A 25,526-nucleotide genomic window follows, 5' to 3' on the forward strand; every position below is an offset into this window, starting at 1 on the left:
TTTAGCTGCATAAAGAAAAACGAGACGACCGAAGTCGCCTCGTAAAAGTCTAACTTTGAGGGGTCACCTCAAAATAACAGGTCTCTTTTTCTACATCTTCTTTATATATTTTCTTCAGTTTTCTTATAACTGTGTTGTTACGAAAATATCATAAATTGCCTTGATGGCATTTTCAAAATCAGAATTACTTACTCCGATGATAATATTTAACTCAGATGACCCCTGGTCAATCATCTTAACATTGACATTTGCATGTGCCAGTGCTGAGAAGATTCTTCCGGATGTTCCTCTGGTGGAACGCATACCACGTCCTACAACTGCAATCAGGGCGATGTTGGACTCTAATTCTACGCTGTCCGGCTTTGCAAGACGGTGAATTGCAGATACAACTGCCTGTTCTTTGCCTTCGAATTCCGGCTGATGTACAAATACGGTCATGGTATCAATACCGGATGGCATATGTTCAAAGTTAATACCGTTTTCTTCAAACGCAGAAAGTACTTTACGTCCAAAACCAACTTCTGAATTCATCATATCTTTATCAATATTTACAGATACGAAGCCTTTCTTTCCTGCAATACCGGTAATGGTATATTTGGACTGGTGACAGGTTGTTTCCACAATCCATGTTCCTTCGTCTTCCGGTGCATTGGTATTACGGATATTAATTGGAATACCGGCTTTACGAACCGGGAATACTGCATCTTCATGCAATACGCTTGCTCCCATGTAGGAAAGCTCTCTTAACTCACGGTATGTAATTACTTTAATTGGTTCCGGATTGTCAATAATTCTTGGGTCTGCAATCAGGAATCCGGATACATCAGTCCAGTTCTCATATGCTGTTGCATGTACTGCTTTTGCAACAATAGATCCTGTAATGTCAGAGCCTCCTCTGGAGAAGGTCTTAACACTTCCGTCCGGCATGGAACCGTAAAATCCAGGAACTACAGCACGTTCAACCTTGGAAAGACGTTTGCTCAACACTTTATCTGTCTTGTCTGCATCAAAGTTACCATCTTTATCAAAGAAAATCACTTCTGCCGCATCCACAAATTCATAGCCTAAATAGTTCGCCATTACAATACCATTTAAATATTCGCCTCTGGAAGCTGCATAATCAGAACCTGCCTTGGCTGCAAAGTTCTTCGCAATTACTTCAAACTCATCTTTCAGAGAAAGCTTTAAGTTCAATCCGTTAATAATGGAATCATAACGTTCTGCAATCTTTTTTAATTCCTTATCGAAATCCTCATCATTTTCCGCCAGAGCATAACATGCATATAACATATCTGTTACCTTGGTATCTTTGGAATTTCGTTTTCCCGGTGCACTTGGTACAACATAGCGGCGTTCCGGGTCTGATGTGATAATCCTGCCTACTTTTGCAAACTGCGTTGCACTTGCAAGTGAACTTCCACCAAATTTAACTACCTTAATCATCGTCATTTGCTCCTTTACTATCTCATAACTCAAGATTGTATCTTATTTTTCCCCATTTGAAAAGAAGTAAATGTAATTTCCATTTAAAAATTTCAATTTAATTTCTATTCAACTTATGCTTCTTCCTGTTTTTTGGTCTTTAATAGTTTGGTAAAGCAGCTTGCTGCTACCATAACACCTAATACCATCAGAAGAACTGCAACAATGAGCTGCAATCCATCTACTAAGAATACTGCAGTTCCATTCATTACATTGCTTACCAGTGCAATGAGTTTCTGAACCAGTGCAGTAAAGGTTACTGCCAGCATGCTTACCATTGGTACATACAGCGTCCAGCCGGTACGTCCGGTAGTCTTTAAGAATACAGCCAGTGCAATCAAAACAAGTGCTGCAAGCAACTGGTTTGCGGAACCAAACAGCGGCCATACATTGTTGTATCCGCCCAGTGTTAATAAGTATCCAAAGAATAAGGTTACGATTGTTGCAAAATATTTATTGGTTAATACTTTGCGGACACCACCCATTTTTGCAGGGTCTGTTGTATCCTCATAGAATAATTCCTGGAAGGACATTCTTCCGATACGTGCTACAGAATCCAGTGAAGTAAGTGCTAATGCAGATACACACATGGTCATAAATACAGTTGCCACATCATTTGGTACACCTAACATTTCAAGGAAACCGGCAACACCGGATGAGAAGATTGCAAATGGTGTTCCATCTGGTTTTGTACCATTTACAGCTACTGCACCAACAACGACCAATACGATAATTCCAAGTAATGACTCTACTACCATTGCACCATAACCAACCATAGGCATATCTTTTTCATTGCGGATGGTCTTAGATGATGTCTCAGAAGATACCAGACTGTGGAATCCGGAAACAGCACCGCAGGCAATGGTTACAAATAAGGTCGGGAACAGATAAGATTTGCTTCCGTCTGCTCCGGTTAAAACGAATCCGTTAAATGCATTTAACTGCATTGCAGGATGTGCAACTACTACACCAACAACTGCGCCGATAATCATACCAAGAAGCATAAAGGTTGTCATATAATCTCTTGGCTGCATCAAAAGCCACATTGGAAGTACCGATGCCAAGAATAAGTAAATCATGATAATGTAGATCCACATGGTCTTATTGGTATAGATTGGAAGTTTCATGCCTACTGCAAACATTACTACGATTAATGCAATTGCAACGATACCTTTTACGATTTCGTTCATCTTTGGTGCTTTCTTTAAGATAATACCAAGGATAACTGCAACACCAATAAATAACATGGAAACGGTTGCTGCTGCACCGTTAGCATATACAGCATTACCATCACCTGCCGGATATGCATTGAAGGTTCCGGCAACCATATCTGTAAATGCTGCGATTACCAAAAGGGTAAATAACCAGCAGAATAACATGAAAAGTTTTCTTCCCATCTTACCGATGTACTTTTCAATAATCATACCCATGGATTTTCCTTCGTTCTTAACTGATGCGTACAGAGCACCGAAGTCCTGTACTGCTCCAAAGAACAATCCACCAACTACTATCCATAAGAATACCGGTACCCATCCGAACACACTGGCAAGGATTGGTCCCGTTACAGGACCTGCACCAGCGATAGATGAGAACTGATGTGAGAATACGGTAAATCTGGATGAAGGAACAAAGTCCTCTCCGTCTTCATATTTTACTGCAGGGGTTTCAGCTTTCGGGTCGATTCCCCATTTCTTAGCCAGCCAGCGTCCATAAAGTAAATAACCGGCAGCCAACAATACGATGGCTATTAATACAATAACTAAACCATTCATTTTCAAATTCCTCCTCATATGAATTATTTAATTATTGTTTTTACTCCCTTTTAAATTTAATGTCAAGGTCTAAATTTAATCAATTTTGTATTACTTTTTTAATCTATCCTTCCTTTAATCGTTGCTCTGTAATGCGTCATAGCCGGTCTCTCCGGTACGGATTTTCTGGGCGGAGCGAATCTCATAGCTGAAGATTTTGCCATCACCGACTTCTCCGGTAAAGGCTGCCTTCTGAATGGCTTCGATGGTCTTTTGTTCCCATTCCTCGGAAGATACTACGATTTCAAATTTGATTTTCGGAAGCATCTGCACTGCCACTTCCATGCCCCGGACGATTTCCTTATATCCTCTCTGCACACCGCAGCCCATAACCTGCGATACTGTAATACCGTTGACTTCGATGGCATTTAATGCTGCTTTTACATCTTCGAATTTTTCTTCCCGTACAATTGCATCTATTTTAATCATCATATCTGATTATCTCCTTTTCTATCCTACTGGTCTAATCCGTTGAAGCTTGGGTAAGCATTTTCGCCATGCTGGGTTACATCCAGTCCAAGCTGTTCTTCTTTTAAGCTTACACGAAGTGGTGTAAAGATTCTTACCACTGCCACACAAAGCAGGGTACCAACTACTGCAATTACAATGGTAATTAAAATTCCTTCCAGCTGTGCCAGGAAAAGACGGTAATCTCCAAACACCAGACCATCCCATTTTGCAGTACTGTTAATGGATTTCTGTGCAAAAATTCCGGTAGCGATTCCGCCCCAGATACCACCGATTCCATGGCATCCGAAAGCATCCAGTGCATCATCGATTTTCAGTTTCTTCTTAATAAGTGCCACTCCGAAGTAACAAATCGGGCTGACCAAAGCTCCTATAATAAATGCTGACCAGATTGGAACAAATCCTGCTCCCGGTGTAATTGCCACAAGTCCTACTACAAGTCCGGTGGATGCACCTACCAGGGTTGGCTTTCCTTCTTTCATAACGTCTATAAACATCCAGGATAATAAGGCTGCTGCTGCAGAAATTGCAGATGTCATAAATGCATGGGCTGCCAGTCCGTCGGCTGCCAGCGCACTTCCTGCATTAAAGCCAAACCAGCCAAACCATAAAAGGGATGCTCCTAATACAACAAACGGGATATTATGAATACGATAAGTTACCTGCTCATAGCCACGTCTTCTTCCAAGTATGATTGCCAGAACCAATGCACTGACTCCGGAGCTGATATGTACCACATCTCCTCCGGCGAAATCAACAGAACCAATGGCTGCTAAAAGTCCACCTTCTCCCCAGACCATATGTGCCAGTGGATAATATACAACAAAGGACCATAGTGTTACAAAGAGAAACAGTGCCTTAAACTTCATTCTTCCTACTAAGGAACCGGTAATCAGTGCCGGTGTAATCATGGCAAACATCATCTGGAACGCACAGAATAAAAGATGTGGAATGGTATCTGCATAAGGACCTGCTTCCCAGCCTACACCATTCAAGGCTATCCAGCGGAAATCTCCGATGATACCTCCATGGTTGCCACCAAATGCAAGGGAATAACCAAACAGTGTCCAAAGCACTACCGACAATCCCATAATTGCCACACATGCCATCATCGTGTTACATACATTCTTTCTTCGTACAAGACCTCCATAGAAAAATGCAAGTCCCGGTGTCATAAAAAACACAAGTGCTGTTGCAATCAGCATAAAGGCTGTATCTCCAGTATTCATATCTAATCCTCCTTCTTTTCTCGCTACTCACGGAATAAAGAATGTGCCTTGGCACATTCTCGCACCTGCGGCGGTCGCTTGCGACATCTACCTTATACGCCGCAGTGTGCATCCTCGCGGAGCGTTTTTTACTTTACAGGAAAGCAATTTCCTGTAAAGTAAAAAAAGATGCCAAAAACACGTTTTCGTGTTTTTGACATCTTCGTCTATAGCTAGGACTATAGCACTTTTTTATCCCTATTGCAAGGGCATTTTTTAATCAATTAATTATTTTTTGTTCTTTTGTTAGTTCTTTTGCGATATTTCCGGCTGTTTTCTCACCCAAAAGGATACTTTATTTCATCCATTTATCTGCTTCTTCTTTCAGCCAGGAGTACCATGCTTCCATTCCCTCTCCGGTCTTTGCGGAGATTGGGAATATCTTAAGATTCGGATTCCGTTTCCATGCATACTCCTTTACCTTATCCATATCAAAGTCAAAATATGGCAGCACATCAATTTTATTGATAATAAGTGCATCGCATACGGTAAAGATTAATGGATATTTCAATGGCTTGTCGTGTCCTTCCGGTACGGACAAAATCATTGCATTCTTCACTGCTCCGGTATCAAATTCTGCCGGGCAGACAAGGTTCCCCACATTTTCAAGGATAGCAATATCTACATCCTCAGTGCCAAGCTCCTTCAAGCCCTGTCTGGTCATGTCTGCATCCAGATGGCACATACCGCCGGTATGAAGCTGCACAACCTTTGCCTTTGTCTTATCAGCAATCGTCCATGCATCTACATCGGAATCAATATCCGCTTCCATGACTCCTACCCGGTAGTCCTTTAACAGCTCATTGACCGTTGGCACCAGAGTAGAAGTCTTGCCACTTCCCGGTGAAGACATCAGATTTAAGAGAAATGTTTTCTCTCCCTTTAACTGTTCTCTTAAGCTGGCAGCATCCTTATCATTATTTTCAAATATACTTCTTTTTACTTCAATTACTTTCATTTCCAGTTCCTCAATTATATCTTATTTTACATCTGCTCTTGCCAGTGCATCTTTATAATACTTGAAGTCTGTAAATACTTCGTTGGTATACGGATTCTTCTTGTTCTTTACCGATTTGTAAATGATGTATCCTAATGCAATGGCATTTACAATCAGTGCCAGTGCGCTGACGATGGTCATTGCGGTCGGATCTGCGTTGTTCGAAGTTCCTGCTACAATGCCATTTACCGTTCCGTCTGCATACTGTCTGGAAACGGTTGCCCATGGATAATAGGTTGTTCCATCGGCAGTAGTCTCCTGAAACAGTGGAAAAATCTGAGCAAACATACACCAGATTGCCAGTGTATTTGCACGGTTCATAATCCAGCCACCCTTGTTCCAGATTAATGCTGCAATAGTAGGTGCTAAAAGCAGTGCTACACCACAGAACCAGGAGTGGGTTGGCAGACAATTGTAGGTATAAGCAAAGTTCCAGATATCATATACTACAATGTAAACCCAGATCATATCCGGCCAGATCATATCCTTCTTGTCTTTGGAGGAATATACTTTCCACCAGCCTGTCATGCAAAGGATATTTAAGATTCCTGCGATTCCGTTCATTACGTTGTGCCAGCCACCATAAAGCCATACATCTTCGGAAGATAACCACCAGGAATACCAGCCGTTGATTGCGGATTCGAAATCGCTGGCTACTGCAATCAAAATATTAATTGCTACGATTACAAATGGGAATGCGCGGAACCACTGTTTCTTTCCAATACCCCATTCATACTTAATCATCATAAAGCCGATACATCCGGCAAGTGCTGCATACAGTTTTGCGTAATGGAACCATCCATTCATATAAAGATGTGTCTGGTTATTTACGGCCCATTCTACGCCCTGTCCTGCGCATACTGCAATTACAACAAAGTAAACGGTAAGTGCCAGCGGAATAATTCCAAACATCATAAGTCCACCAAACTTGGTTCTTCTTGCAAACTCATTTAATAAAATAAGTCCGGCTAAGACTGCCAGCATGGCAATCCACTGATAAATTCCATTTCCTCCATAAACATGAAACAACATTTTAACCCCTTCTTTCTTTGGTAAATTATTTATTGGAAAGCCTGCCTCAGCAGGCCTCCATTTCTTTGATACTGCATTCATTTCCCGTCAGCAGATAGGTGTCATCACTCTTACAGTACGGGCACTGTCTGCCGAATTTTACAGTCGGATAAGTCTTTTTGCAATTCTCGCACATGGTTACCGCCGGAAGCGTCTCGATACGCAATTCCGATTCCGATAACAGGTCCGATTTCTTCCGGTAATAGTCCCAGCAGTCTAAAAGGTATTCCGGGACAATTCCGCTGACCTCTCCAACTTCCAGCGTAACAGAACCTATCTTCGTCACTTCATTTTCTTCTGCTACTTCCTTTAATGTTTTGGAAATATGAATGATAATTCCCAGTTCATGCATACACTCACATCCTGCTTTTTATTTCTTCCTGCCTTTGAATTTAATCTTAATCTCACGCTTTAACATATATGGGAAGATTGCCTTTAACTTGTCTTCTGATTTTACCATGCGGCTTGCATCCGGCAGGTCACGGCTTAAGTGGATGGCGTCAAATTCGCACTTCGTTGTACAGATTCCACAGCCGATACACTTATTCGGGTCTACTACGGTAGCACCACAGCCTAAGCAGCGGTTTGCTTCCTTCTGTACCTGCTCCTCGGTAAAGGTGCTTCGTAAATCACGGAAGGTATGCTTTGCATCTCCAGCCTTATGTCCCGGCACCTGACGTTTTGCATTGTCAAAGGTCTCAACTTTAATATTGTCTTTATCCAGCTCAATGAACTGTCTTCTGTTACGTCCCAAAGTAAGGCTCTGTCCTTCATGAACAAAACGGTGAATAGATACACAGCCTTCTTTTCCTGCTGCAATGGCATCAATGGCAAATCTTGGTCCGGTATAGTTATCTCCACCGGTAAAGATATCCGGCTCTGCGGTCTGATATGTTACCGGGTCTGCCTTTAAGGTTCCGTTCGGATTAAATTCCACTTTGGTTCCTTCTAATAAAGCCCCCCACTTAATAGACTGTCCAATGGATAATAATACCTGGTCACAAGAAACGGTTAATAATTCTTCTTCGTCATATTTTGGTGAAAACCGTTTATTCTCATCCAGTACAGAGATACATTTTTTGAATACCACTGCGGTTACTTTGCCATTCTCGGTAAGGATTTCCTTTGGTCCCCAGGAATTATTTACCACAATGCCCTCTTCTTCTGCCTCTGCCACCTCATCATCGGCTGCCGGCATAATATCTCTTGATTCCAGACAGAACATGGATACATCGGAAGATCCGGTACGAAGTGCGGTTCTTGCAACGTCTACTGCTACATTTCCTCCACCGATTACTACGGTCTTGCCGGATAATTTCACGCCTTCTTCATTTAAATTGACACAACGCAAGAAGTCTACTCCGGTTTCTACGCCTACGGCGTCTTCTCCCGGTACTCCGGTCATACGTCCGCCCTGTGCACCAATTGCTATGTAAAATGCTTTATACCCCTGTTCACGCAGCTGTGCTATGGTAATGTCCTCGCCAACTTCTACGCCGCACTTGAATTCTACTCCCATCTCGCGCAGCACATCGATTTCTGCATTGATCACATCTTTTTCCAGACGGAAAGATGGAATACCGTTCATCAGCATACCACCCGGTCTTTTTTCTTTTTCAAATACAGTAACCGGATAACCCATTTTCTTTAAATAGAATGCGGCTGACATCCCTGCCGGTCCTGCTCCGATTACTGCTACCTTCTCCTCAAAAGGCTTTCCAGAATAATTCAACATTGGTGGAATATAACGCTTCTCTGCATGGAGCTCCTGTTCCGCAATGAATTTCTTGATTTCATCAATAGCTACTGCCTGGTCAATGGTTCCCCTGGTACATGCATCTTCGCAGCGGCGGTTACAGATTGCTCCACATACTGCCGGGAACGGATTCTCCGTCTTAATCAGCTTCAATGCATCCAGATATCTTCCCTGAGATGCCATTTTAATATATCCCTGTACTGGAAGATGTGCCGGACATGCTGTCTTACATGGTGCGGTACCGGTGTCATAACAGTTAATCTGGTTATCATCCCTGTAATTTGGATTCCATTTTTCCGGTCCCCACTTGGTGGTATCCGGAAGCTCCTGCTGCGGATAGGTAATATGTCCGCCATCTTTGGTGCATAATTTCTGTCCGAGCTTTGCTGCACCAGCCGGACAGTACTCTACACATCTTCCGCAGGCTACACATTTCTCCGGCTCTACGCTGGCACGGTATGCGGAGCGTGACATATTCGGTGTGTTGAAAAGCTGGGATGTACGCAATGCATTACATACACCGACTGCACAGTTACAGATTGCAAAGATTTTATCTTCTCCATCAATGTTGGTAATCTGATGGACATAGCCATTATCCTCTGCTCGCTGCAGAATCTCCATTACTTCATCATAATCAATGTAACGGCCCTTTCCGGTCTCTACACAGTAATCTGCCATATCACCGACACCAATACATAAATCATCCTCTAAGTCTCCGGTTCCCTCCCCACGGATTCGCTGTTGCCGTCTGCAGGAACATGCGCCAACGGAATATTTATCATATTTATTGAGCCAGTGGGAAATATGCTCCACGCTTGCCGACTGCTGGTTTGCCGGGATTGCTTTCTCTACCGGAATAACATGCATTCCGATTCCTGCTCCACCCAGCGGAACCATCGGTGTTACTTTCTCCAGTGGAAGTCTTGCCATCTGCTCAAAGAAATCTGCGATTTCTGTATGCTCTTCCACCTGCTCTTTGTTCATTACCATGAATTCTGCGCATCCCGGTACGAACATTGGAAGTACATACTGTTTGTGATGGTCTTCGTTCTCCCAGTTGTACTCAATGACTCCAATGACACTCATTTCTTCTAAGAGTTCTTCGGTCCGCTCTACGCTCTTCTTACATTTCTTTGCTACTTCTGCTGCGGTAACCGGTACTCTGACTTTCATTGCCAGTGCAACTTCTGCCATCTCATCCGTCACTACACTTGCCAAGCCCCAGTATTCCGGGTCATTTTCCGTAACTTTTACTCCGATTCGGTCTGTAATCTTCTGACCAAGTTTCAGAATCAATTCTCTTGGTTCTGCCATGTGCCCCTCCTTTGTATGATACCTGTATTGCTCCCCTCACAGGTTGTTTTTTGTCGTGATTCATCACAGTATTTGTATATATTATACAATATCCGGTTATTTTTATCAATAATTATCACACTTTTCACAATAGTTCTTCATAAAAAAGAAACTGTGTCTTGTGAATTTTATACACAAAACACAGTTTCCTGTTTCTTTTGATTTTCTCACTATTTGAAACTTATTTTTTCAAAATCAGTTTCCAAAATTCTTATTTTCAATTAATCCAGTGGAATCAGTTTTTCTTTTCCACCCATATATGGCTGCAATGCCTTTGGAATATTTACGCTTCCGTCCGCATTGAGGTTGTTCTCTAAGAACGCAATCAGCATACGAGGTGGTGCAACTACAGTATTATTTAAGGTATGTGCGAAATATTTATTTCCATCCTTGCCTTTGACACGAATTTTCAGTCTTCTTGCCTGTGCATCGCCTAAGTTAGAGCAGCTTCCTACTTCGAAGTATTTCTTCTGACGTGGAGACCATGCTTCTACGTCACAGGATTTCACTTTCAAGTCTGCTAAGTCTCCGGAACAGCACTCAAGGGTACGTACCGGAATATCTAAGCTGCGGAACAAATCTACGGTATTCTTCCAGAGCTTGTCATACCACTCTTTGGACTCTTCCGGCTTACATACAACAATCATTTCCTGCTTCTCAAACTGGTGGATACGATATACACCACGTTCTTCAATACCATGTGCTCCTTTTTCTTTACGGAAACATGGAGAGTAGCTGGTCAGGGTATATGGAAGTTTTTCTTCATCATTGATGGTATCAATGAATTTACCAATCATGGAATGCTCAGAAGTACCAATCAGATACAAATCCTCACCTTCGATTTTATACATCATGGCATCCATTTCATCAAAACTCATAACACCGGTTACAACATTGCTCCGAATCATAAATGGTGGTACACAGTATGTGAATCCACGGTCAATCATGAAATCTCTTGCATAAGAAATAACTGCAGAATGTACTCTTGCAATGTCTCCCATCAGATAGTAGAAGCCATTTCCCGCAACTTTTCCTGCTGCGTCCAAATCAATACCATGGAAACGATCCATGATATCGGTATGATATGGGATTTCAAAATCCGGAACAACCGGCTCACCAAATTTTTCAATTTCTACGTTACAGGAATCATCTTTTCCAATCGGAACGGATGGGTCTATGATGTTTGGAATTGTCATCATAATCCTGGTAATCTTTTCCTGTAAATCTTTTTCCTGCTCTTCTAACTCTGCAAGGCGGGCTGCATCTTTGCTTACCTGCTCTTTTAATGCCATAGCTTCGTCTTTCTTGCCCTGTCCCATCAATGCACCAATCTGCTTGGAAATACTGTTACGGTTTGCACGTAATGCATCTGCTTCCTGCTGTGCACTTCTTGCCTGCTCATCTAACTCAATTACCTCGTCTACCAGTGGCAATTTGTGATCCTGGAATTTCTTCTTAATGTTCTCTTTTACGATGTCCGGATTTTCCCGTAAGAATTTTAAATCAATCATCTTTGTTCTCCTTCTTTGATATCATGTGCTTTTTTTGAAAATTTTATAGGATTGATTCGTAAGCATGCGATTTTTACTTTACAGAAAAGCAATTTCCTGTAAAGTAAAAAAATGCCTTCCATCCCATGCATTTTCATACATGGGACGAAAGGCTTATCTACCGTTCCGCGTTGCCACCCATTTTGCCGCATCTCTTTTTACGTCTTCTCTTCTTTGCCTGCGACCACTTCATTGCGTATCATAAGGGGTACGAACCCGTGGCTTTCACCACCAGCCTCCGAAAGTGGACCAATTGCTTCCTAATACCGGCTCACACCAGCCGCCAGCTCTCTGAATTATTCCGTCAATCTTAGCTTTCGTCAAACGCTGTTTTTACTCTGTTTCCTATTATAGCGCGGGGAGTGGATTTACGCAAGGGGATTCTACAATCCTCTGATTATATTTAAGTAATCCTGGCGTTGGTCAACAACAGCATAGATTATAACTCTTTTATTTTCTTCATTTATCTTATAGAAAACCAGATTTTTTTCCAATATCAACACCCGATACCCTTGTCTTTTCAATACCAGATAATGCGTTTCTCCCCCCTTTAATGGATGAACTGCCAAATCAAGAATATTCTGTTCCAGTTCTTCTAATTTTTCCAGTGCAACCTTATTACCAAAATTTTCGGCTATATACAATACGATTTTTCTAATCTGCGCATCTGCCGTTTCTGTACGAACAACTTCATATTTCAATAATTCTATTCCTCCCCAAGCATTTGTCTTAAATCATCAAATGTTTCACGAACCGGTGCTACTCTACCATTCTTTACATCATCTTCCGCTTCTGTAAGAATTTCCAAAAGTTCTATTCTTGACTTCATTCTTTTATATTCCTCATACGAAAGAGAGACTGTATCACCACGACCATTTACTGTGATTATAACCGCTTCATTTTCTTCTCTGCATTGTTTTGAAATTTCACTATAATGATTTCTTAAATCTGCAGATGGTCGTATTGTTTCCTGTAATGCATGCATAAAAAACACCTCCGCCTATATTATAGTCACATCATATCATGATTTGACTATATTATCAAGTTTTCCATTCGTAAACCCATCGTAAACCATCGTAAAACCATAAAACCCATAACAAAATTCGGAAGGGATTTTTGTTACTTTTTACTATATCCATGTTCATTTCTGGAAAAAGAATGTGCCTTGGCACATTCACGGTCTAAGCGATTTTTCTTTTAACAAAATTTTTGCAGTTCTTTATATCTAAAATACTGTGTTGCTGAAAAATGTGATGAATGTATGGTTAGTCGATAACTGTTGCATCTCTATCCCACAAAAACTCTCTATGTCCATTCCAATTAACCCTATAAAAGGTATATCCTTCTGCCTCATTATTAAAAACTTCTAATACATCAAACTCGGTTCCATAATCCGTCAAAATAAAATCGTGATACTCTTTGTCACTTGGCTGGTCTGTTAAATATGCTCCATTTTCACTTGTAACCTTCACCCGAAACAGCACCGGCTCCTCCGTTTCTGTCTCCGTCACAGCCTCGGTCTCTGTCACGATCTCATTTTCTACCTTTGCCTCCGTTGCTGTCTCGCTCTCTGTCTCAGTTGTGACAACTGCTTCGGTCACTTCTGTGGCAGCTGAATTTTCCTGCTCCTTCGTGCTGCCGCAGGCTGTAACTGATATTGCCATAAGTATCGTTAATACTCCTGTCATAACTTTTTCCGCTATTGCTGTTGAAATCTTTCTGTTTTTCATAAATGTCCGCCTTTCCTGTTTATCTTCCTTTTATCATTTGAACTGCTCTCTATTTTAGTACATATATTTACTAAAATCAATAGTAAACATCTTTATTATGATAAATTAAAAAAGTCCTCTGCAAGACATATTATTTTTAGGATATATTCTGGATTTTTTGAGAATTATATAAATTTATTTTTGAAAAATTCCGGATTTATTTTCAGATTTGGAGATTATATGGATTATATACAGCGAATGCGTAATTTACGCGAAGACCATGACAAAACCCAGCAGGAAATTGCCGACGTTCTCGGAACTTCCCAGACCATGTATGCCCGTTACGAACGTGGTGCTAACGAGCTTCCTATCCGTCATCTTCTGAAGCTTTGCCATTACTATCAAGTTTCTTCTGATTATTTTCTTGGTCTTTCTGATATAAAAACAACTCATTTACATCATGACAGTAAAACCTAAAAAGAGGAAAATTCAATGAAATCTGAATTTTCCTCTTTTTTTACACTTTTTCTATTTTTTACTCGTGACGCAATGCCTCGATTGGGTCTAAGTTTGCTGCCTTATAGGATGGCAGAAGACCGAAAATAATTCCGATAATCATGGAGAATACCACGCCGCCTACGGCTGCCGGTGCACTGATGGCAACCGGTGTGGTACTAAGTTTCGAGATAATCTCAGCTAATATGATTCCCACCAGAACTCCAATCAATCCGCCTAAGCTGGTAAGTACGGCTGCCTCGGTTAAGAACTGTCCTAAGATAACAGACTTTCTTGCTCCGATTGCTTTCTTCAGACCAATCTCACTGGTACGCTCTGTTACGGATACCAGCATGATATTCATTACACCGATACCGCCAACCAGAAGGGAAATTCCGGCAATCCAGATTAACATGGTATTGGTGGACTGGCTCAACTGCTGAATTTGTTTTGCCTGCTCCAGTAAGTCATCGGATTTGTACTTAATGGTATCATCCGATGTTGCGAGATAGCCATTTAAAATATCAGCACTCTTCTTTCCTGCATTGGTCATATCGCTGGTGCTCTTTGCTTTAATGAGAACCTGCTGTGGTTCGTCATAACGATAGATAATCGGCCAGGTTACAGATGGTACATAAATCTTACCACTGCTGTCCTGGGAATAAGTATAATAATCATCAATGGAATTGATAACCGGCTCGAACTGCTCGCTCTTGGTTGCAATTCCTACAACAATATATGGCTGCTGCTTAATCTCAATGGTCTTTCCAATTGGATTCTCACCCTGAAATAATGCTTCTGCAGAATCTTCATCTAAGATTGCGACCTTTGCAAAATCACTGTAGTCCTCTTCGGTAAAGCAGCGTCCGCTCTTCATAATCATTCCCGCAGTATTAAAGTAGCCATTGTCTACTCCCATAATATAACCGCCGGAAAGAGAAGTATTTTTATAGTATGCTCCATCATAATCCTGTCTGGAAAGGAATAAAGATGCATCCTCTACTTCATCCAGATCTTTAATCTGCTCCAGTGCTTCATTTGTAATTACCGGAATTCCACCCGGTACACTTCCATAGGAAAAATCCATGGAATAATCTCCCTGATACAACTGCACTGTAACATTGTTATCACCTGCGCCAATCAGGTTCTGCTCAATCTGTTCATTCGTTCCTTTAATCGTAGATACAATTGCAATAATCGCTGCAATACCAATAATAATACCCAGCATAGTTAAGAAGGAACGCATCTTGTGTGACCAGATACCCTGAAAAGATAATCTTAAATTTTCTAACATGTTCGTCCCTCCTACTAATACATTACAGTTCCGGAATCTTCATCCTTATTGGTTTTGACTCCTTCTTTTGCTGTCTTACCATATGGAAAAGCAAGATAATCATCCATTGTAACTCCGGATTTAATTTCTACTGCATATCCATATATGGTCTTTCCTGTCTTCACATACTGTTTTACAAGATGACCAGTTCCATCATCCTTCATGACATAGCTCTTACCATCTTCCTTACGCACATATGCTTTATCCAGATAAATCTTATCGGAAGAATCTTCATCTCCACCAAGATTAATGGAAAGACTTAAGTTGTCTCCATTGCTAAGTCCAGTGCTGTCTTCAATATATGCGGTATAGCCATAATAGGATGCATTCGGATTGCCATTGCCATAATAATAGCCATTGGAATCCTCCGGGTAATCATTAATCTCTGTTATTGTTGCATCAAATACCATTCCGGTGCTCCAGGAGGTTGCTGTAACACTCTGTCCGACTTTCACCTGTTCCAATGCAAGCTCATTTAGAGTTCCTTTTACATATAGACCATCTGAACCGGAAAGTGTCAAAAATGCACTTCCATCATTTGGAAGATTATCCGGATCTCCTGCTTTCTTTACGGTACCATTAAACTCAGCATAAACCATTCCATCTTCTGACTGGCTTTCCATCTGTTTCAACGCAAGCTCCGCTTTTCTTTTATCCAGATCAAGCTTAGTCAGTTCTTTTTCTTTATCCGCAATCTCTTTTGCCAGTTCATCTGCTGTATATCCGCTCTGCTGGTTATCATCCGGTACAGATGGTGTATCCGGTACAACCGGTTCGACCGGGGTATCCGGGACATCCGGCTCATTAATTACTTTACTTCCATCAATAACATACCATTTTGCATCCGGGTCTGCTTCCTCTAAAGCTGCACCGACTTTTGTCCATGCACTGATTAAGGTTCCGGCTACGGTATTTCCGTCATGAATTTCAAATACCGCAACCTTCCCCTCACTTTTCAATGTATTCAGATAGCTTCCATAGACATATGCTTCCTTTGTACATAAGAAGCGGTATGGATTCTCCTGGCTTCCATCTCCGGTATATGGCTGCGCCGTTGTTGAAATATAATTATAGGCATCTCCGTTCTTCTCTTCTACCGTATCCGGTGTGGTTACAGAAGTATCCGTAGATGGTGTTTCCGGTGCTGATGGCGTCACACTGTCTACAGACGGTGTACTTGTTGTGGCATTGCTGATTGGCTTGGTATTTTTAAGCTTTTCCAATTCCTTCTGTGCTACAGCACTATTATTTTCGATTGTCTGGATGTCTAATTTCTTCATCTCAATTGCCAGGTCAATATTGGTCATATCATATTGTAACAGCGGGTCACCTTCGGATACTTCCTGTCCTTCTGTTACAAACACTTTCTGAATGATCTGCTCTGTGCTGACATAAACATCCTGCTGCTGTCCATTGGTCACGGTTCCGTCACTTTCCATGCTGTCACCCCAGGAACCAGTATTTAACATGGATACTGACTGTACCTCTGCTACCAGCTTACTATTCTGGTATGCCCGGTATCCTACTACTCCTCCGGTGATTCCACCTCCGGCTAAAACTACGATTAGAATTGCAATTACAACTTTCTTTTTCATGCCTTGCCCTCCTCATCGTCTGTAAATATTTCTCCGTCTACTATATGGAGGATTCTCTTTGCCTGTTTTGCAATGTTAATATCGTGGGTAATCATGACAATGGTAACGCCCTCATCATTCAGGCTCTGGAACAATTCCATAATCTGTTTACCTGATTTCTGGTCCAATGCTCCGGTCGGCTCGTCTGCCAGTAAAATCTTCGGATTATTTACCATGGCACGGGCAATTGCTACTCTCTGCTTCTGTCCACCAGAAAGCTGTGTCGGACGGAACCCGGAACGGTCTCCTAATCCTACACGCTCCAATGCCTTCTGTGCTCTTTCTTTCCGTTCTTTCTTCTTTACACCGGCATAGCTCAGTGGAAGTGATACGTTATCCAGTGCACTTTCCCTTGGCATCAGCTGAAAACTCTGAAATACAAATCCAATACTGTTCAGTCGGGCAGCAGACATCTCACGGTCTTTTAAGTTTAAGACATCCTTTCCTGCCAGTTCATAGGTTCCGGAAGTCGGTCTGTCCAGACACCCGATAATATTCATCAATGTTGTCTTCCCGGAACCGGACGGTCCCATGATAGCAACATATTCTCCTTCTTCTACCTGTAAAGATACATCCTTCAATACCGGAACTACCAGTTTATCCTGATTGTAATCTTTATAGATATGCTGCAGATTCAGAATCATTCAACCACCTCCGAATCTGTCGCACCTGACTCACCGCCATCTGTAAATTCAGTTCCGGCTTCATCATACATTCCTTCGTCCATGTATTCGGTTCCGTCAGTATTATACATGCCTTCATCCATAGATTCAGTTCCGTATTCATCATACATTCCTTCGTCCATACCGGAATCATCTGTAGATTCCTGATTATATAACGGAGAAGAATAATCTACTTCTTCCATATTGGTAACTGCTGTTACACCCTCATACAGTCCCTGCATCGGGAATGCAATCAGGTCATCTTCAGAAAGTCCGGATTTAATCTCATATTCATCGAGATTCTCATCATACTCGCCTAATTCTACCTTGCGTTTTTCCAGTCTGTTCTTCTTGTCTGCTGCCCATACATATGGGTCTCCATCATCCTGCACAATATAATAGCCGTACAGCCAGACTCCTTCCTTTTCTTCAACCTCGCCCTGTCCGTAATCCGGCTCTATATATAAATGCTGTCCTAACATCAGTCCGTCTGTACTGTCCAAAGTAACATAGAATGAATACTTAGACGCAGAATCTCCAGAACTGCCTCCATCATACATATAAGAAGAATTACTGTCCGTCTGGGTGCTTTCAGTATCAATCTTGGAAATACTTCCTGTCCAGGTCTGCGTCTCATCTAATCTGGAACGTAAAATAACCGGTGTTCCCTCTGAAATTGTTCCTACAGAAGTCTCATCAATCGTTCCTTTTACACGGTACTCGCCTGTCGCTAATATTTTCATATATGCTGCAGTATTTCCATTGGGATCCACCCCGTTTTCATTGATTTCTTTTACAACACCAGCCATCTTACTGGTTACTTCTGAGTTGTCGATGGATTTCTGGTATTTGTCAATCTCTGCCTGTTTGCTTTTCTTGTTGTATTCTGACTGCTTAATGGAAGTCTGCAGTGTCTGAATCTGTGTGGTATATTCAAACTGCTGGTCTTCCGGTGCGCTTGCTTTTTCTTTCTGCAATTCTGCAATCTGTGCATTTGAATTGGAAATGTCATTTGCAATGCCTTCCATCTCAAGCTTTGCCTGGTCTATCTGCATCTGCAGATCTTCTGTATCATAAGAAAATAATACGGTTCCCTCTTCTACTTCATCACCAACAGAAACGTATACTTCCTTTACTTTACGTTCGGAATCCTTATTTATCTCTAAGGTCTCCTGTGGTTCTACCACACCACTGTAACGATTATTGATTCCTGCTGACTGGTTCATAATTGCAGATACTTTTTCTACATATACCTTGTCTGCAGAATTTCCACCGCTGCTTCTTCCCTTTAGGAAATAGAATCCTACTCCGGCTGCAACTACTGCCGCTGCAATAACTCCAATAATAATGCCTACCTTCTTTTTGCTCATCTGTCTCCTCCTGAATAATTCCTTTTTCCTGCCTTTTACCTGTAGAAACTGCCGTTGGCAGCTTTTTATGGGTGCCTGACTTCGAAAAAAATAGCCGTAAAGCTTTCATACTTTACGACTATTTTATCATTTTCTTATTTGAAATACAGCGTGGATAATTCCTAAGATTTCTTAAGAAATCATTAATTTCCCGACAAAAATTTTTACGATTTATTTCAGAGGATATTTTGCAGTTAATTCTGCTACAATTGCTCTTGCTTTCTCAGAAGCTGCCTCGCCCTCTTTAATCATCATGGCAATTGCCTCTGCAATCTTGTCCATATCTTCTGTATTCATGCCTCTTGATGTAACAGCTGCAGTACCAAGACGAACGCCGCTGGTTACGAATGGAGACTTCGGATCATTCGGAATAGTATTCTTATTACATGTGATGTTTACAGCATCTAATAATTTTTCTACTGCCTTACCTGTCAAATCATAATTAGTAAGGTCTACTAACATCAGATGGTTGTCAGTTCCGCCGGATACAATCTTGATATCACGGCTTAATAATCCCTTGCAAAGTGCCTGGGCATTATCAATAATACCCTGCTGATATACCTTGAATTCCGGCTGTAACGCTTCTTTTAAGCAGACTGCCTTTGCTGCAATGACATGCATTAAAGGTCCACCCTGGATTCCCGGAAATACTGCCTTATTAAAGTTATATTTATCTGCTGCTTCCTGATTGCAGAGAATCATTCCGCCTCTTGGTCCTCTTAAGGTCTTATGGGTTGTTGTTGTTACAACATCTGCATATGGGATTGGGCTTGGATGAAGTCCTGCTGCAACAAGTCCTGCGATATGTGCCATATCAACCATAAGAACTGCACCACAGGCATCTGCAATTTCACGGAATTTCTTGAAATCAATGGTTCTTGCATATGCGGATGCACCTGCAATAATCATCTTTGGCTTACATTCCATTGCAATCTGCATAACATTGTCATAGTCAATGAAGCCTTCGTCATTTACACCATAAGGCACAATATGGAAATATGTTCCGGAGAAGTTTACCGGACTTCCGTGTGTTAAATGTCCACCATGGTCTAAGTTCATTCCCATTACGGTATCACCCGGTTTTAAAATAGCAAACTGTACAGCCATGTTTGCCTGTGCACCGGAATGTGGCTGTACATTTACATAGTCACAGCCAAACAGCTCTTTTGCTCTCTCAATTGCCAGGTTCTCTACAATATCAACGCAGTCACATCCGCCGTAATATCTCTTTCCCGGATAGCCTTCTGCATATTTATTAGTCATTACACTGCCCATTGCTGACATTACTGCCGGACTTACCCAGTTCTCAGATGCGATCAGCTCAATGTGGCTGTTCTGACGGTCAAATTCTTTGGTAATGGCATCTGCAACTTCCATGTCCACTGCCTGAATATCTTCTAATGTATACATGTTTCTTCTCCTTCTCTATGTGATTTTCTTTAGGCGATTGCGAAAGGGGACAGCTTTTCTTTCAAAATTTTGCTATGAAAGGGGATTTGGAGTTATTTGTACTGGAATGCCAGCAGTTCTTAAGTGTATGTTTTGCTTGATTGTAAACTGTCTTTCCGTTGCTTTGACGGGGTCGCTGTACTGTCCGCCAACTGCAGATGCGGCATAAAGCCTGCAAGGAGCACTAAGAATTTCGGCATGGACATCGTACATTCCGGCAACCGGCGCAAATTCACATCCATGTTCAATTGCGCCTCGCTGGCACGTCCCTGTGCCAGCGTTGCCAAAGAACAGACGAAATTCTAAGTGCCCCTAACAGCCCTTATCATGCTTCTGAAGTTGACGAACAATGCAGCGACGATGTCAAACATTGGAAAGACTGTTTTTATCGCATCAAGCAAAATATACCTTTTAGAACTACGGGATTTCAGTGCAGACTCCAATGCCCTTTCTATAGAAAAATTTGAAAGACTGGTTATCCAATTTCGCAATCGCCCAATAAATTTACTTTGAGTATCATTATAAGTGATAGCCTGATTCAACGCAACAGTATTTTTACGCATTACCGTAAAAAAGTGCATTTTCAAATATCTTTTCCAGTTCCCTTTTCTAGGTGTCGTGTTTCATATTATACTGCCACTTAAATATGGCAGTTCCAATGATTACAATATAGCCTGCAACACTGAGGGCATCCGGTATCTGGTCCAGGAACAGAATGCCAAGAAGTGCCGCAAAGATAATCTGGGTGTAATCAAAAACAGATATCGCTTTTGCCGGTGCTTTCGTATATGCTGTGGTAATGCAGATCTGTCCGCCTGCTGCACATACGCCAGCCAGCATAAGGCAGACAAACTGTGTCATGCTCATAGGCTTATATCCGATGATGAAAAACGGCAATGTGACAACACAGGAAAAGAGTGAAAAACAAAGGACGATAACCGGTCCCTTCACTCCCATTTTCCCTAATTTACGCACATAGGTATAAGCAATTCCTGCACCCAGTCCGCCCAGTGCTCCAATCAGTCCGTAAACAAACTGTATATCAAAGGATGGCTTAATGACAAGCAGTGCTCCGGTAAATGCCAGCACGACTGCTCCCCATTCTACTTTATTTGCCTTTTCCTTTAAGATAAAGGTTGACATAATAATTGCAAAGAAAGGTGATAACTTATTTAACATATTGGCATCTGCAATATTCAGCCGGTCAATGGCATAGAAATTACAGATTAATCCTACCGTTCCGCAGAAGCTTCGCATGAAGAGTCCGCCCCAGCTTTTTTTTGGTGCATAGAATGGCTCTTTTGCCCGGATGAGCAGAAAAGCTGCCACAACGGCAGCTACTGCATTTCGGAAAAAAGCCTTTTCCATCGTAGGCAGGTCTCCTGAAAGCCGGACAAAAAATGTCATCAGCGCAAAGAAGAAGCCTGCTCCTATAATAAATAAAATTCCCTGTCTTTTTTCCTGTTTCATATGATTCTTTCTATTCTGCAAGCAGTTTTTCTACGCTTGCAAGTTTGACGCAAAGTACAAAAATTTTAGTTGCTGTCTCAAGTTCTTCCATAGTCGGGAAGCTTGGTGCAATACGGATAACAGAATCCTCCGAGTCTTTTCCATAAGGGAAAGGTGCTCCTGCCGGTGTCAAAACAACGCCTGCTTCTTTTGCTTTGGCAACAACACTCTTTGCACATCCCGGTAAAGTATTAAAGCAGATGAAGTATCCACCCTTCGGGCTAATCCAGGAACCGATTCCAAGCTCGCCTAATTCATCCTGCAATGTTCTTTCTACCATTTCAAACTTCGGACGCATAATTGCTGCCTGTTTCATCATATGTGCATTGATTCCGTCAATATTTTTGAAATAACGTACATGACGAAGCTGATTAATCTTATCATGTCCGATGGTCTGCATCGTAAACTGTTTTTCAATGAAGTCAAGGTTTGCCTTGGAAGTTACGATTGCTGCAATACCGCTTCCCGGGAAGCTTACCTTTGATGTAGAGCAGAATTCATATACCATATCCGGGTTGCCGGCTTTCTCACATTCGCTGATGATATCTAAAAGGTCATCCTGCTCATCTTCATAGAGATGATGTACTACATAGGCATTGTCCCAGTAAATACGGAAGTCTTCTGCTGCCGGCTTTAATGCTGCCATACGGCGGACAGTTTCATCGGAATAAGTGATTCCCTGAGGATTGGAATATTTTGGTACACACCAGATTCCTTTAATGGAATCATCGCTGCTTACCAGACGCTCTACCATATCCATATCCGGTCCTTCGGAAGTCATCGGTACATTTACCATTTCTACACCGAAAAATTCTGTTACTCCGAAATGACGGTCATAACCCGGTACCGGACATAAGAATTTTACTTTATCCAGTTTGCACCATGGTGTACTTCCCATGACACCGTGGGTAAAGGAACGGGATACGGTATCGTACATAACATTTAAGCTGGAATTACCGTATACAAAAACATGGTCAGGTGTGCTTCCTACCATATCTGCAATTAATTTTCTTGCTTCCGGAATTCCTTTTAATTCTCCATAATTTCTACAATCTGTACCATCTTCTGCAATTAATTCACTGCTGCTGTTTAATACATCCAGCATCGGCATAACAAGGTCGAGCTGGGTTGCTGCCGGCTTTCCTCTTGCCATATTTAAAGAAAGACCCATTCCCTTGTATTTTGCATATTCTTTTTCAAGACCTTCCTTTACCTTATACAATTCTTCTTTTGACATTTCCTGATAAGACTGCATCTTATTCCTTCCTCCTGTATCATTCATCATTTTCTTTTAACCAGTGAAGCCACTGGGCGATTTCTTTTTCTTTTCCATTGTCGGTCGGCTCATAAAATACCGAATCCGTCAGCCCGTCCGGAAGATACTGCTGTCTGACATAGTGGTGCGGGTAATCATGGGAATAAAGATAACCCAGACCATGTCCTAATTTTCCGGCGGATTTATAATGTGCATCCTTTAAGTGATTTGGTATCGGTGCCGTTTTGGTATGTTCTACCACATCCATCGCACGATTCAGTCCCATATAGGATGCATTACTCTTTGGTGCACTTGCCACATAGGCAACTGCTTCTGCAAGAATAATCTGTGCCTCCGGCATACCGATGCGTTCTACTGCCTGTGCTGCAGAAACCGCTACATTCAATGCCATCGGGTCTGCTGTACCAACATCCTCTGCCGCACTGATCATGATTCTTCTTGCGATGAAACGGATATCTTCTCCTGCATATAACATTCTTGCAAGGTAATAAAGGGCTGCATCCGGGTCTGTTCCACGGATACTTTTGATAAATGCAGAAATCGTATCATAATGATTATCTCCTGCCTTATCATATTTCACTACACGCTTCTGGATACATTCCTGTGCCACATCGATTGTAATATGGATAAGTCCGTCTTCGCTTCGTGGTGTGGTTAAGATTCCAAGTTCAATGGCGGTAAGGGCTGCCCTTGCATCTCCATTGGCAACATCTGCCATGAATTCCAGTGCATCCTCATCGATGACTGCCTGATATGCACCCATTCCTTTTTCCTTATCAGTAACTGCCCGCACCAAAAGCTTCTTAATATCTTCTTTTTCCAGTGCATGCAGTTCAAAAATAATGGAACGGGATAGTAAAGCTCCATTGACTTCAAAATATGGATTTTCCGTTGTGGCACCAATCAGGATAATCGTTCCGTCTTCTACAAAAGGCAGAAGGTAGTCCTGCTGTCCTTTATTAAAACGATGAATCTCGTCGATGAAAAGAATCGTTTTCTTTCCATACATTCCCTGATTGTTCTTTGCCTGCTGCACCACTTCCTCCATGTCCTTCTTTCCTGCAGATGTAGCATTCATCTGAAGGAATTCAGCACTGGTGGTATTGGCAATCACTTTTGCCAGCGTGGTCTTTCCGGTTCCCGGCGGTCCATAGAAAAGAATAGAACTTAACTTATCTGCTTTAATGGCACGATATAACAGCTTGTCCTTTCCGATAATATGTTCCTGCCCGACTACTTCGTCTAAGGTCGTGGGACGAAGTCTTGCCGCAAGGGGAGACTCTTTTTCCATATTCTGTTCCCGCATGTAATCAAATAAATCCATTTTTGCTCCTTGCATAATTTCAAAACGAATCTTGCATTTTTACTCTTATTTTTCTTCATTTTTATACTTTTTTGGTTTCAAAATGACATTTGAGCTTTAAAATAATTCATTTCATCCTAAGATACCATACCTTAATTTTTGTCTTTTGACAAGTCTATTCTGGTATTTTTTCTCGATTTTCCAGTGAAAACACACAAAAAATCCATTGAAACATTCTTTTTTCTCAAGGTAACTCAAATATCAGCTTATCTACCGTTACAAATTCATAACCCTGTGCCTGCAGCCGGTCAATAATCTCAAAGGCTGCCAGCATACTGCTGTCATAACCGTCATGTAATAAAATAATATCACCATCTTTGACATCCGTCATTACTTTATTGACGACTTTTTCCTTATTCTGCACCTCCCAGTCCCTTGGGTCTACATCCCAGAGCACCTCTATCATATTCATCTGACAGTCCAGATTCTTCTGGGTGCTTCCGAAAGGAGAACGCAAAAACTGCGGATATTCCCCGGTAATCTGATAAATGACATCATTGGTCTTTCGAATCTGCTCACAGGCATCTTTCTTCGATAAGATGCCAAGGTTCACATGGGTATAGGAATGGTTTCCTATGATATGCCCATCATCCTGAATTTTCTTTATCAAATCCGGATATGCCTCTGCTTTCTCTCCGATTACAAAAAAGGTTGCTTTGACATTGCGCTCCTTCAGCCCTTCCAGTAAATCTTTCGTACATTCCGGGCTTGGTCCATCGTCAAATGTCAATGCAACCTCTTTTATTCCACTTGTTTTCTTTATATTCATGCTCTCTGCATTTACCAGATGATTGACACGGATCCGACAGGCTCCGGCGGCAATTACCAATACCGCCAGTGCCAGATTCATCCATATCAATGCTTTTCGGATTCGACTCATTTTACACCGTTACTTTTCTGCTCTCCTGACAATATATGCAGCAACTGCATT

The 25,526-nt window shown here is 41.7% G+C and carries 22 protein-coding genes; 1 reads left to right on the top strand and 21 read right to left on the bottom strand.

Translation table 11 applies throughout. From position 1 onward, the window contains the following. Positions 1-123: 123 nt before the first annotated feature. From OCV43_RS01470 to OCV43_RS01525, 12 genes are all read right to left on the bottom strand, one after another. Positions 124-1,443, bottom strand: a complete 1,320-nt coding sequence (locus OCV43_RS01470; RefSeq protein WP_262623224.1) for an aspartate kinase — start codon at positions 1,441-1,443, stop codon at positions 124-126. Between the two features lie 113 nt (positions 1,444-1,556). Then, positions 1,557-3,254 (bottom strand): carbon starvation CstA family protein, encoded by a 1,698-nt coding sequence (locus tag OCV43_RS01475; RefSeq protein ID WP_262623225.1) that lies wholly within the window; start codon positions 3,252-3,254, stop codon positions 1,557-1,559. 114 nt (positions 3,255-3,368) lie between these two features. Beyond that, entirely contained in the window at positions 3,369-3,725 is a 357-nt protein-coding gene (locus OCV43_RS01480) for a P-II family nitrogen regulator (RefSeq protein WP_262623226.1), read from the bottom strand. A 23-nt stretch (positions 3,726-3,748) separates the two neighbouring features. Next, complete coding sequence (locus tag OCV43_RS01485; protein WP_262623227.1) at positions 3,749-4,990, bottom strand: ammonium transporter; 1,242 nt, start codon at positions 4,988-4,990, stop codon at positions 3,749-3,751. Between the two features lie 334 nt (positions 4,991-5,324). After that, complete coding sequence (gene hypB / locus OCV43_RS01490) at positions 5,325-5,987, bottom strand: hydrogenase nickel incorporation protein HypB (RefSeq protein ID WP_022243938.1); 663 nt, start codon at positions 5,985-5,987, stop codon at positions 5,325-5,327. 21 nt (positions 5,988-6,008) lie between these two features. After that, a complete protein-coding gene (locus tag OCV43_RS01495) occupies positions 6,009-7,058 on the bottom strand; it encodes a DUF5692 family protein (RefSeq protein ID WP_022243937.1) in 1,050 nt (349 codons plus the stop codon). 46 nt (positions 7,059-7,104) lie between these two features. After that, positions 7,105-7,449, bottom strand: coding sequence for a hydrogenase maturation nickel metallochaperone HypA (locus OCV43_RS01500; protein WP_262623228.1), 345 nt, complete (start codon positions 7,447-7,449; stop codon positions 7,105-7,107). Between the two features lie 18 nt (positions 7,450-7,467). After that, entirely contained in the window at positions 7,468-10,167 is a 2,700-nt protein-coding gene (locus OCV43_RS01505) for an FAD-dependent oxidoreductase (protein WP_262623229.1), read from the bottom strand. Positions 10,168-10,427: 260 nt separating this feature from the next. After that, positions 10,428-11,717 carry a serine--tRNA ligase gene (gene serS / locus OCV43_RS01510; protein WP_022243934.1) on the bottom strand — a complete coding sequence of 430 codons (1,290 nt, stop codon included), beginning with the start codon at positions 11,715-11,717 and terminating at the stop codon, positions 10,428-10,430. 422 nt (positions 11,718-12,139) lie between these two features. Next, positions 12,140-12,457, bottom strand: a complete 318-nt coding sequence (locus OCV43_RS01515; RefSeq protein WP_117947828.1) for a type II toxin-antitoxin system RelE/ParE family toxin — start codon at positions 12,455-12,457, stop codon at positions 12,140-12,142. A 5-nt stretch (positions 12,458-12,462) separates the two neighbouring features. Beyond that, entirely contained in the window at positions 12,463-12,741 is a 279-nt protein-coding gene (locus tag OCV43_RS01520; protein WP_022243932.1) for a type II toxin-antitoxin system Phd/YefM family antitoxin, read from the bottom strand. A gap of 280 nt (positions 12,742-13,021) precedes the next feature. Further along, a complete protein-coding gene (locus OCV43_RS01525; RefSeq protein WP_262623230.1) occupies positions 13,022-13,486 on the bottom strand; it encodes a hypothetical protein in 465 nt (154 codons plus the stop codon). Positions 13,487-13,723: 237 nt separating this feature from the next. On the opposite strand from OCV43_RS01525, the gene OCV43_RS01530 reads away from it, so the two are divergent. Further along, entirely contained in the window at positions 13,724-13,942 is a 219-nt protein-coding gene (locus OCV43_RS01530; RefSeq protein WP_331494955.1) for a helix-turn-helix domain-containing protein, read from the top strand. A gap of 58 nt (positions 13,943-14,000) precedes the next feature. Here the strand turns inward: OCV43_RS01530 and OCV43_RS01535 are convergent, their stop codons facing one another. The 9 genes from OCV43_RS01535 to OCV43_RS01575 all read right to left on the bottom strand — a co-directional run bounded on the left by OCV43_RS01535 (position 14,001) and on the right by OCV43_RS01575 (position 25,475). Then, a complete protein-coding gene (locus tag OCV43_RS01535; RefSeq protein ID WP_262623232.1) occupies positions 14,001-15,254 on the bottom strand; it encodes an ABC transporter permease in 1,254 nt (417 codons plus the stop codon). Positions 15,255-15,268: 14 nt separating this feature from the next. After that, positions 15,269-16,888, bottom strand: a complete 1,620-nt coding sequence (locus OCV43_RS01540) for an efflux RND transporter periplasmic adaptor subunit (RefSeq protein WP_262623233.1) — start codon at positions 16,886-16,888, stop codon at positions 15,269-15,271. Continuing rightward, positions 16,885-17,571 (bottom strand): ABC transporter ATP-binding protein, encoded by a 687-nt coding sequence (locus tag OCV43_RS01545; protein WP_262623234.1) that lies wholly within the window; start codon positions 17,569-17,571, stop codon positions 16,885-16,887. Before OCV43_RS01545 ends, OCV43_RS01540 begins: the two co-directional genes overlap by 4 nt. Then, the gene (locus OCV43_RS01550) at positions 17,568-18,959 is read right to left on the bottom strand and encodes an efflux RND transporter periplasmic adaptor subunit (protein ID WP_262623235.1); all 1,392 of its coding nucleotides are present in this window, start codon (positions 18,957-18,959) and stop codon (positions 17,568-17,570) included. Before OCV43_RS01550 ends, OCV43_RS01545 begins: the two co-directional genes overlap by 4 nt. Before the next feature lie 210 nt (positions 18,960-19,169). Then, on the bottom strand, positions 19,170-20,408 hold the full coding sequence (gene glyA / locus OCV43_RS01555) for a serine hydroxymethyltransferase (protein WP_022243925.1): 1,239 nt from the start codon (positions 20,406-20,408) through the stop codon (positions 19,170-19,172). A 648-nt stretch (positions 20,409-21,056) separates the two neighbouring features. Beyond that, positions 21,057-21,917, bottom strand: a complete 861-nt coding sequence (locus tag OCV43_RS01560) for a DMT family transporter (RefSeq protein ID WP_262623236.1) — start codon at positions 21,915-21,917, stop codon at positions 21,057-21,059. Between the two features lie 10 nt (positions 21,918-21,927). Further along, positions 21,928-23,211 (bottom strand): aspartate aminotransferase type Ic, encoded by a 1,284-nt coding sequence (locus OCV43_RS01565; protein WP_262623237.1) that lies wholly within the window; start codon positions 23,209-23,211, stop codon positions 21,928-21,930. Between the two features lie 19 nt (positions 23,212-23,230). Beyond that, positions 23,231-24,556, bottom strand: a complete 1,326-nt coding sequence (locus OCV43_RS01570; protein WP_022243922.1) for a replication-associated recombination protein A — start codon at positions 24,554-24,556, stop codon at positions 23,231-23,233. Between the two features lie 223 nt (positions 24,557-24,779). Continuing rightward, positions 24,780-25,475, bottom strand: a complete 696-nt coding sequence (locus OCV43_RS01575; RefSeq protein WP_262623238.1) for a polysaccharide deacetylase family protein — start codon at positions 25,473-25,475, stop codon at positions 24,780-24,782. Positions 25,476-25,526: the final 51 nt, after the last annotated feature.

Origin of the sequence: Roseburia amylophila (assembly GCF_025567465.1) — a bacterium.
GTDB lineage: Bacteria > Bacillota > Clostridia > Lachnospirales > Lachnospiraceae > Roseburia_C > Roseburia_C amylophila.

Bases quoted from the DNA above. Each gene is read 5' to 3' on its own strand.
- OCV43_RS01560 (WP_262623236.1), bottom strand. From the start codon at position 21,917: ATGAAACAGGAAAAAAGACAGGGAATTTTATTTATTATAGGAGCAGGC.
- OCV43_RS01570 (WP_022243922.1), bottom strand. From the start codon at position 24,556: ATGGATTTATTTGATTACATGCGGGAACAGAATATGGAAAAAGAGTCT.
- OCV43_RS01480 (WP_262623226.1), bottom strand. From the start codon at position 3,725: ATGATGATTAAAATAGATGCAATTGTACGGGAAGAAAAATTCGAAGAT.
- OCV43_RS01485 (WP_262623227.1), bottom strand. From the start codon at position 4,990: ATGAATACTGGAGATACAGCCTTTATGCTGATTGCAACAGCACTTGTG.
- OCV43_RS01500 (WP_262623228.1), bottom strand. From the start codon at position 7,449: ATGCATGAACTGGGAATTATCATTCATATTTCCAAAACATTAAAGGAA.
- OCV43_RS01540 (WP_262623233.1), bottom strand. From the start codon at position 16,888: ATGAAAAAGAAAGTTGTAATTGCAATTCTAATCGTAGTTTTAGCCGGA.
- OCV43_RS01535 (WP_262623232.1), bottom strand. From the start codon at position 15,254: ATGTTAGAAAATTTAAGATTATCTTTTCAGGGTATCTGGTCACACAAG.
- OCV43_RS01575 (WP_262623238.1), bottom strand. From the start codon at position 25,475: ATGAGTCGAATCCGAAAAGCATTGATATGGATGAATCTGGCACTGGCG.
- OCV43_RS01495 (WP_022243937.1), bottom strand. From the start codon at position 7,058: ATGTTGTTTCATGTTTATGGAGGAAATGGAATTTATCAGTGGATTGCC.
- serS (WP_022243934.1), bottom strand. From the start codon at position 11,717: ATGATTGATTTAAAATTCTTACGGGAAAATCCGGACATCGTAAAAGAG.
- OCV43_RS01470 (WP_262623224.1), bottom strand. From the start codon at position 1,443: ATGATTAAGGTAGTTAAATTTGGTGGAAGTTCACTTGCAAGTGCAACG.
- OCV43_RS01545 (WP_262623234.1), bottom strand. From the start codon at position 17,571: ATGATTCTGAATCTGCAGCATATCTATAAAGATTACAATCAGGATAAA.
- glyA (WP_022243925.1), bottom strand. From the start codon at position 20,408: ATGTATACATTAGAAGATATTCAGGCAGTGGACATGGAAGTTGCAGAT.
- hypB (WP_022243938.1), bottom strand. From the start codon at position 5,987: ATGAAAGTAATTGAAGTAAAAAGAAGTATATTTGAAAATAATGATAAG.
- OCV43_RS01550 (WP_262623235.1), bottom strand. From the start codon at position 18,959: ATGAGCAAAAAGAAGGTAGGCATTATTATTGGAGTTATTGCAGCGGCA.
- OCV43_RS01525 (WP_262623230.1), bottom strand. From the start codon at position 13,486: ATGAAAAACAGAAAGATTTCAACAGCAATAGCGGAAAAAGTTATGACA.
- OCV43_RS01530 (WP_331494955.1), top strand. From the start codon at position 13,724: ATGCGTAATTTACGCGAAGACCATGACAAAACCCAGCAGGAAATTGCC.
- OCV43_RS01565 (WP_262623237.1), bottom strand. From the start codon at position 23,211: ATGCAGTCTTATCAGGAAATGTCAAAAGAAGAATTGTATAAGGTAAAG.
- OCV43_RS01505 (WP_262623229.1), bottom strand. From the start codon at position 10,167: ATGGCAGAACCAAGAGAATTGATTCTGAAACTTGGTCAGAAGATTACA.
- OCV43_RS01520 (WP_022243932.1), bottom strand. From the start codon at position 12,741: ATGCATGCATTACAGGAAACAATACGACCATCTGCAGATTTAAGAAAT.
- OCV43_RS01475 (WP_262623225.1), bottom strand. From the start codon at position 3,254: ATGAATGGTTTAGTTATTGTATTAATAGCCATCGTATTGTTGGCTGCC.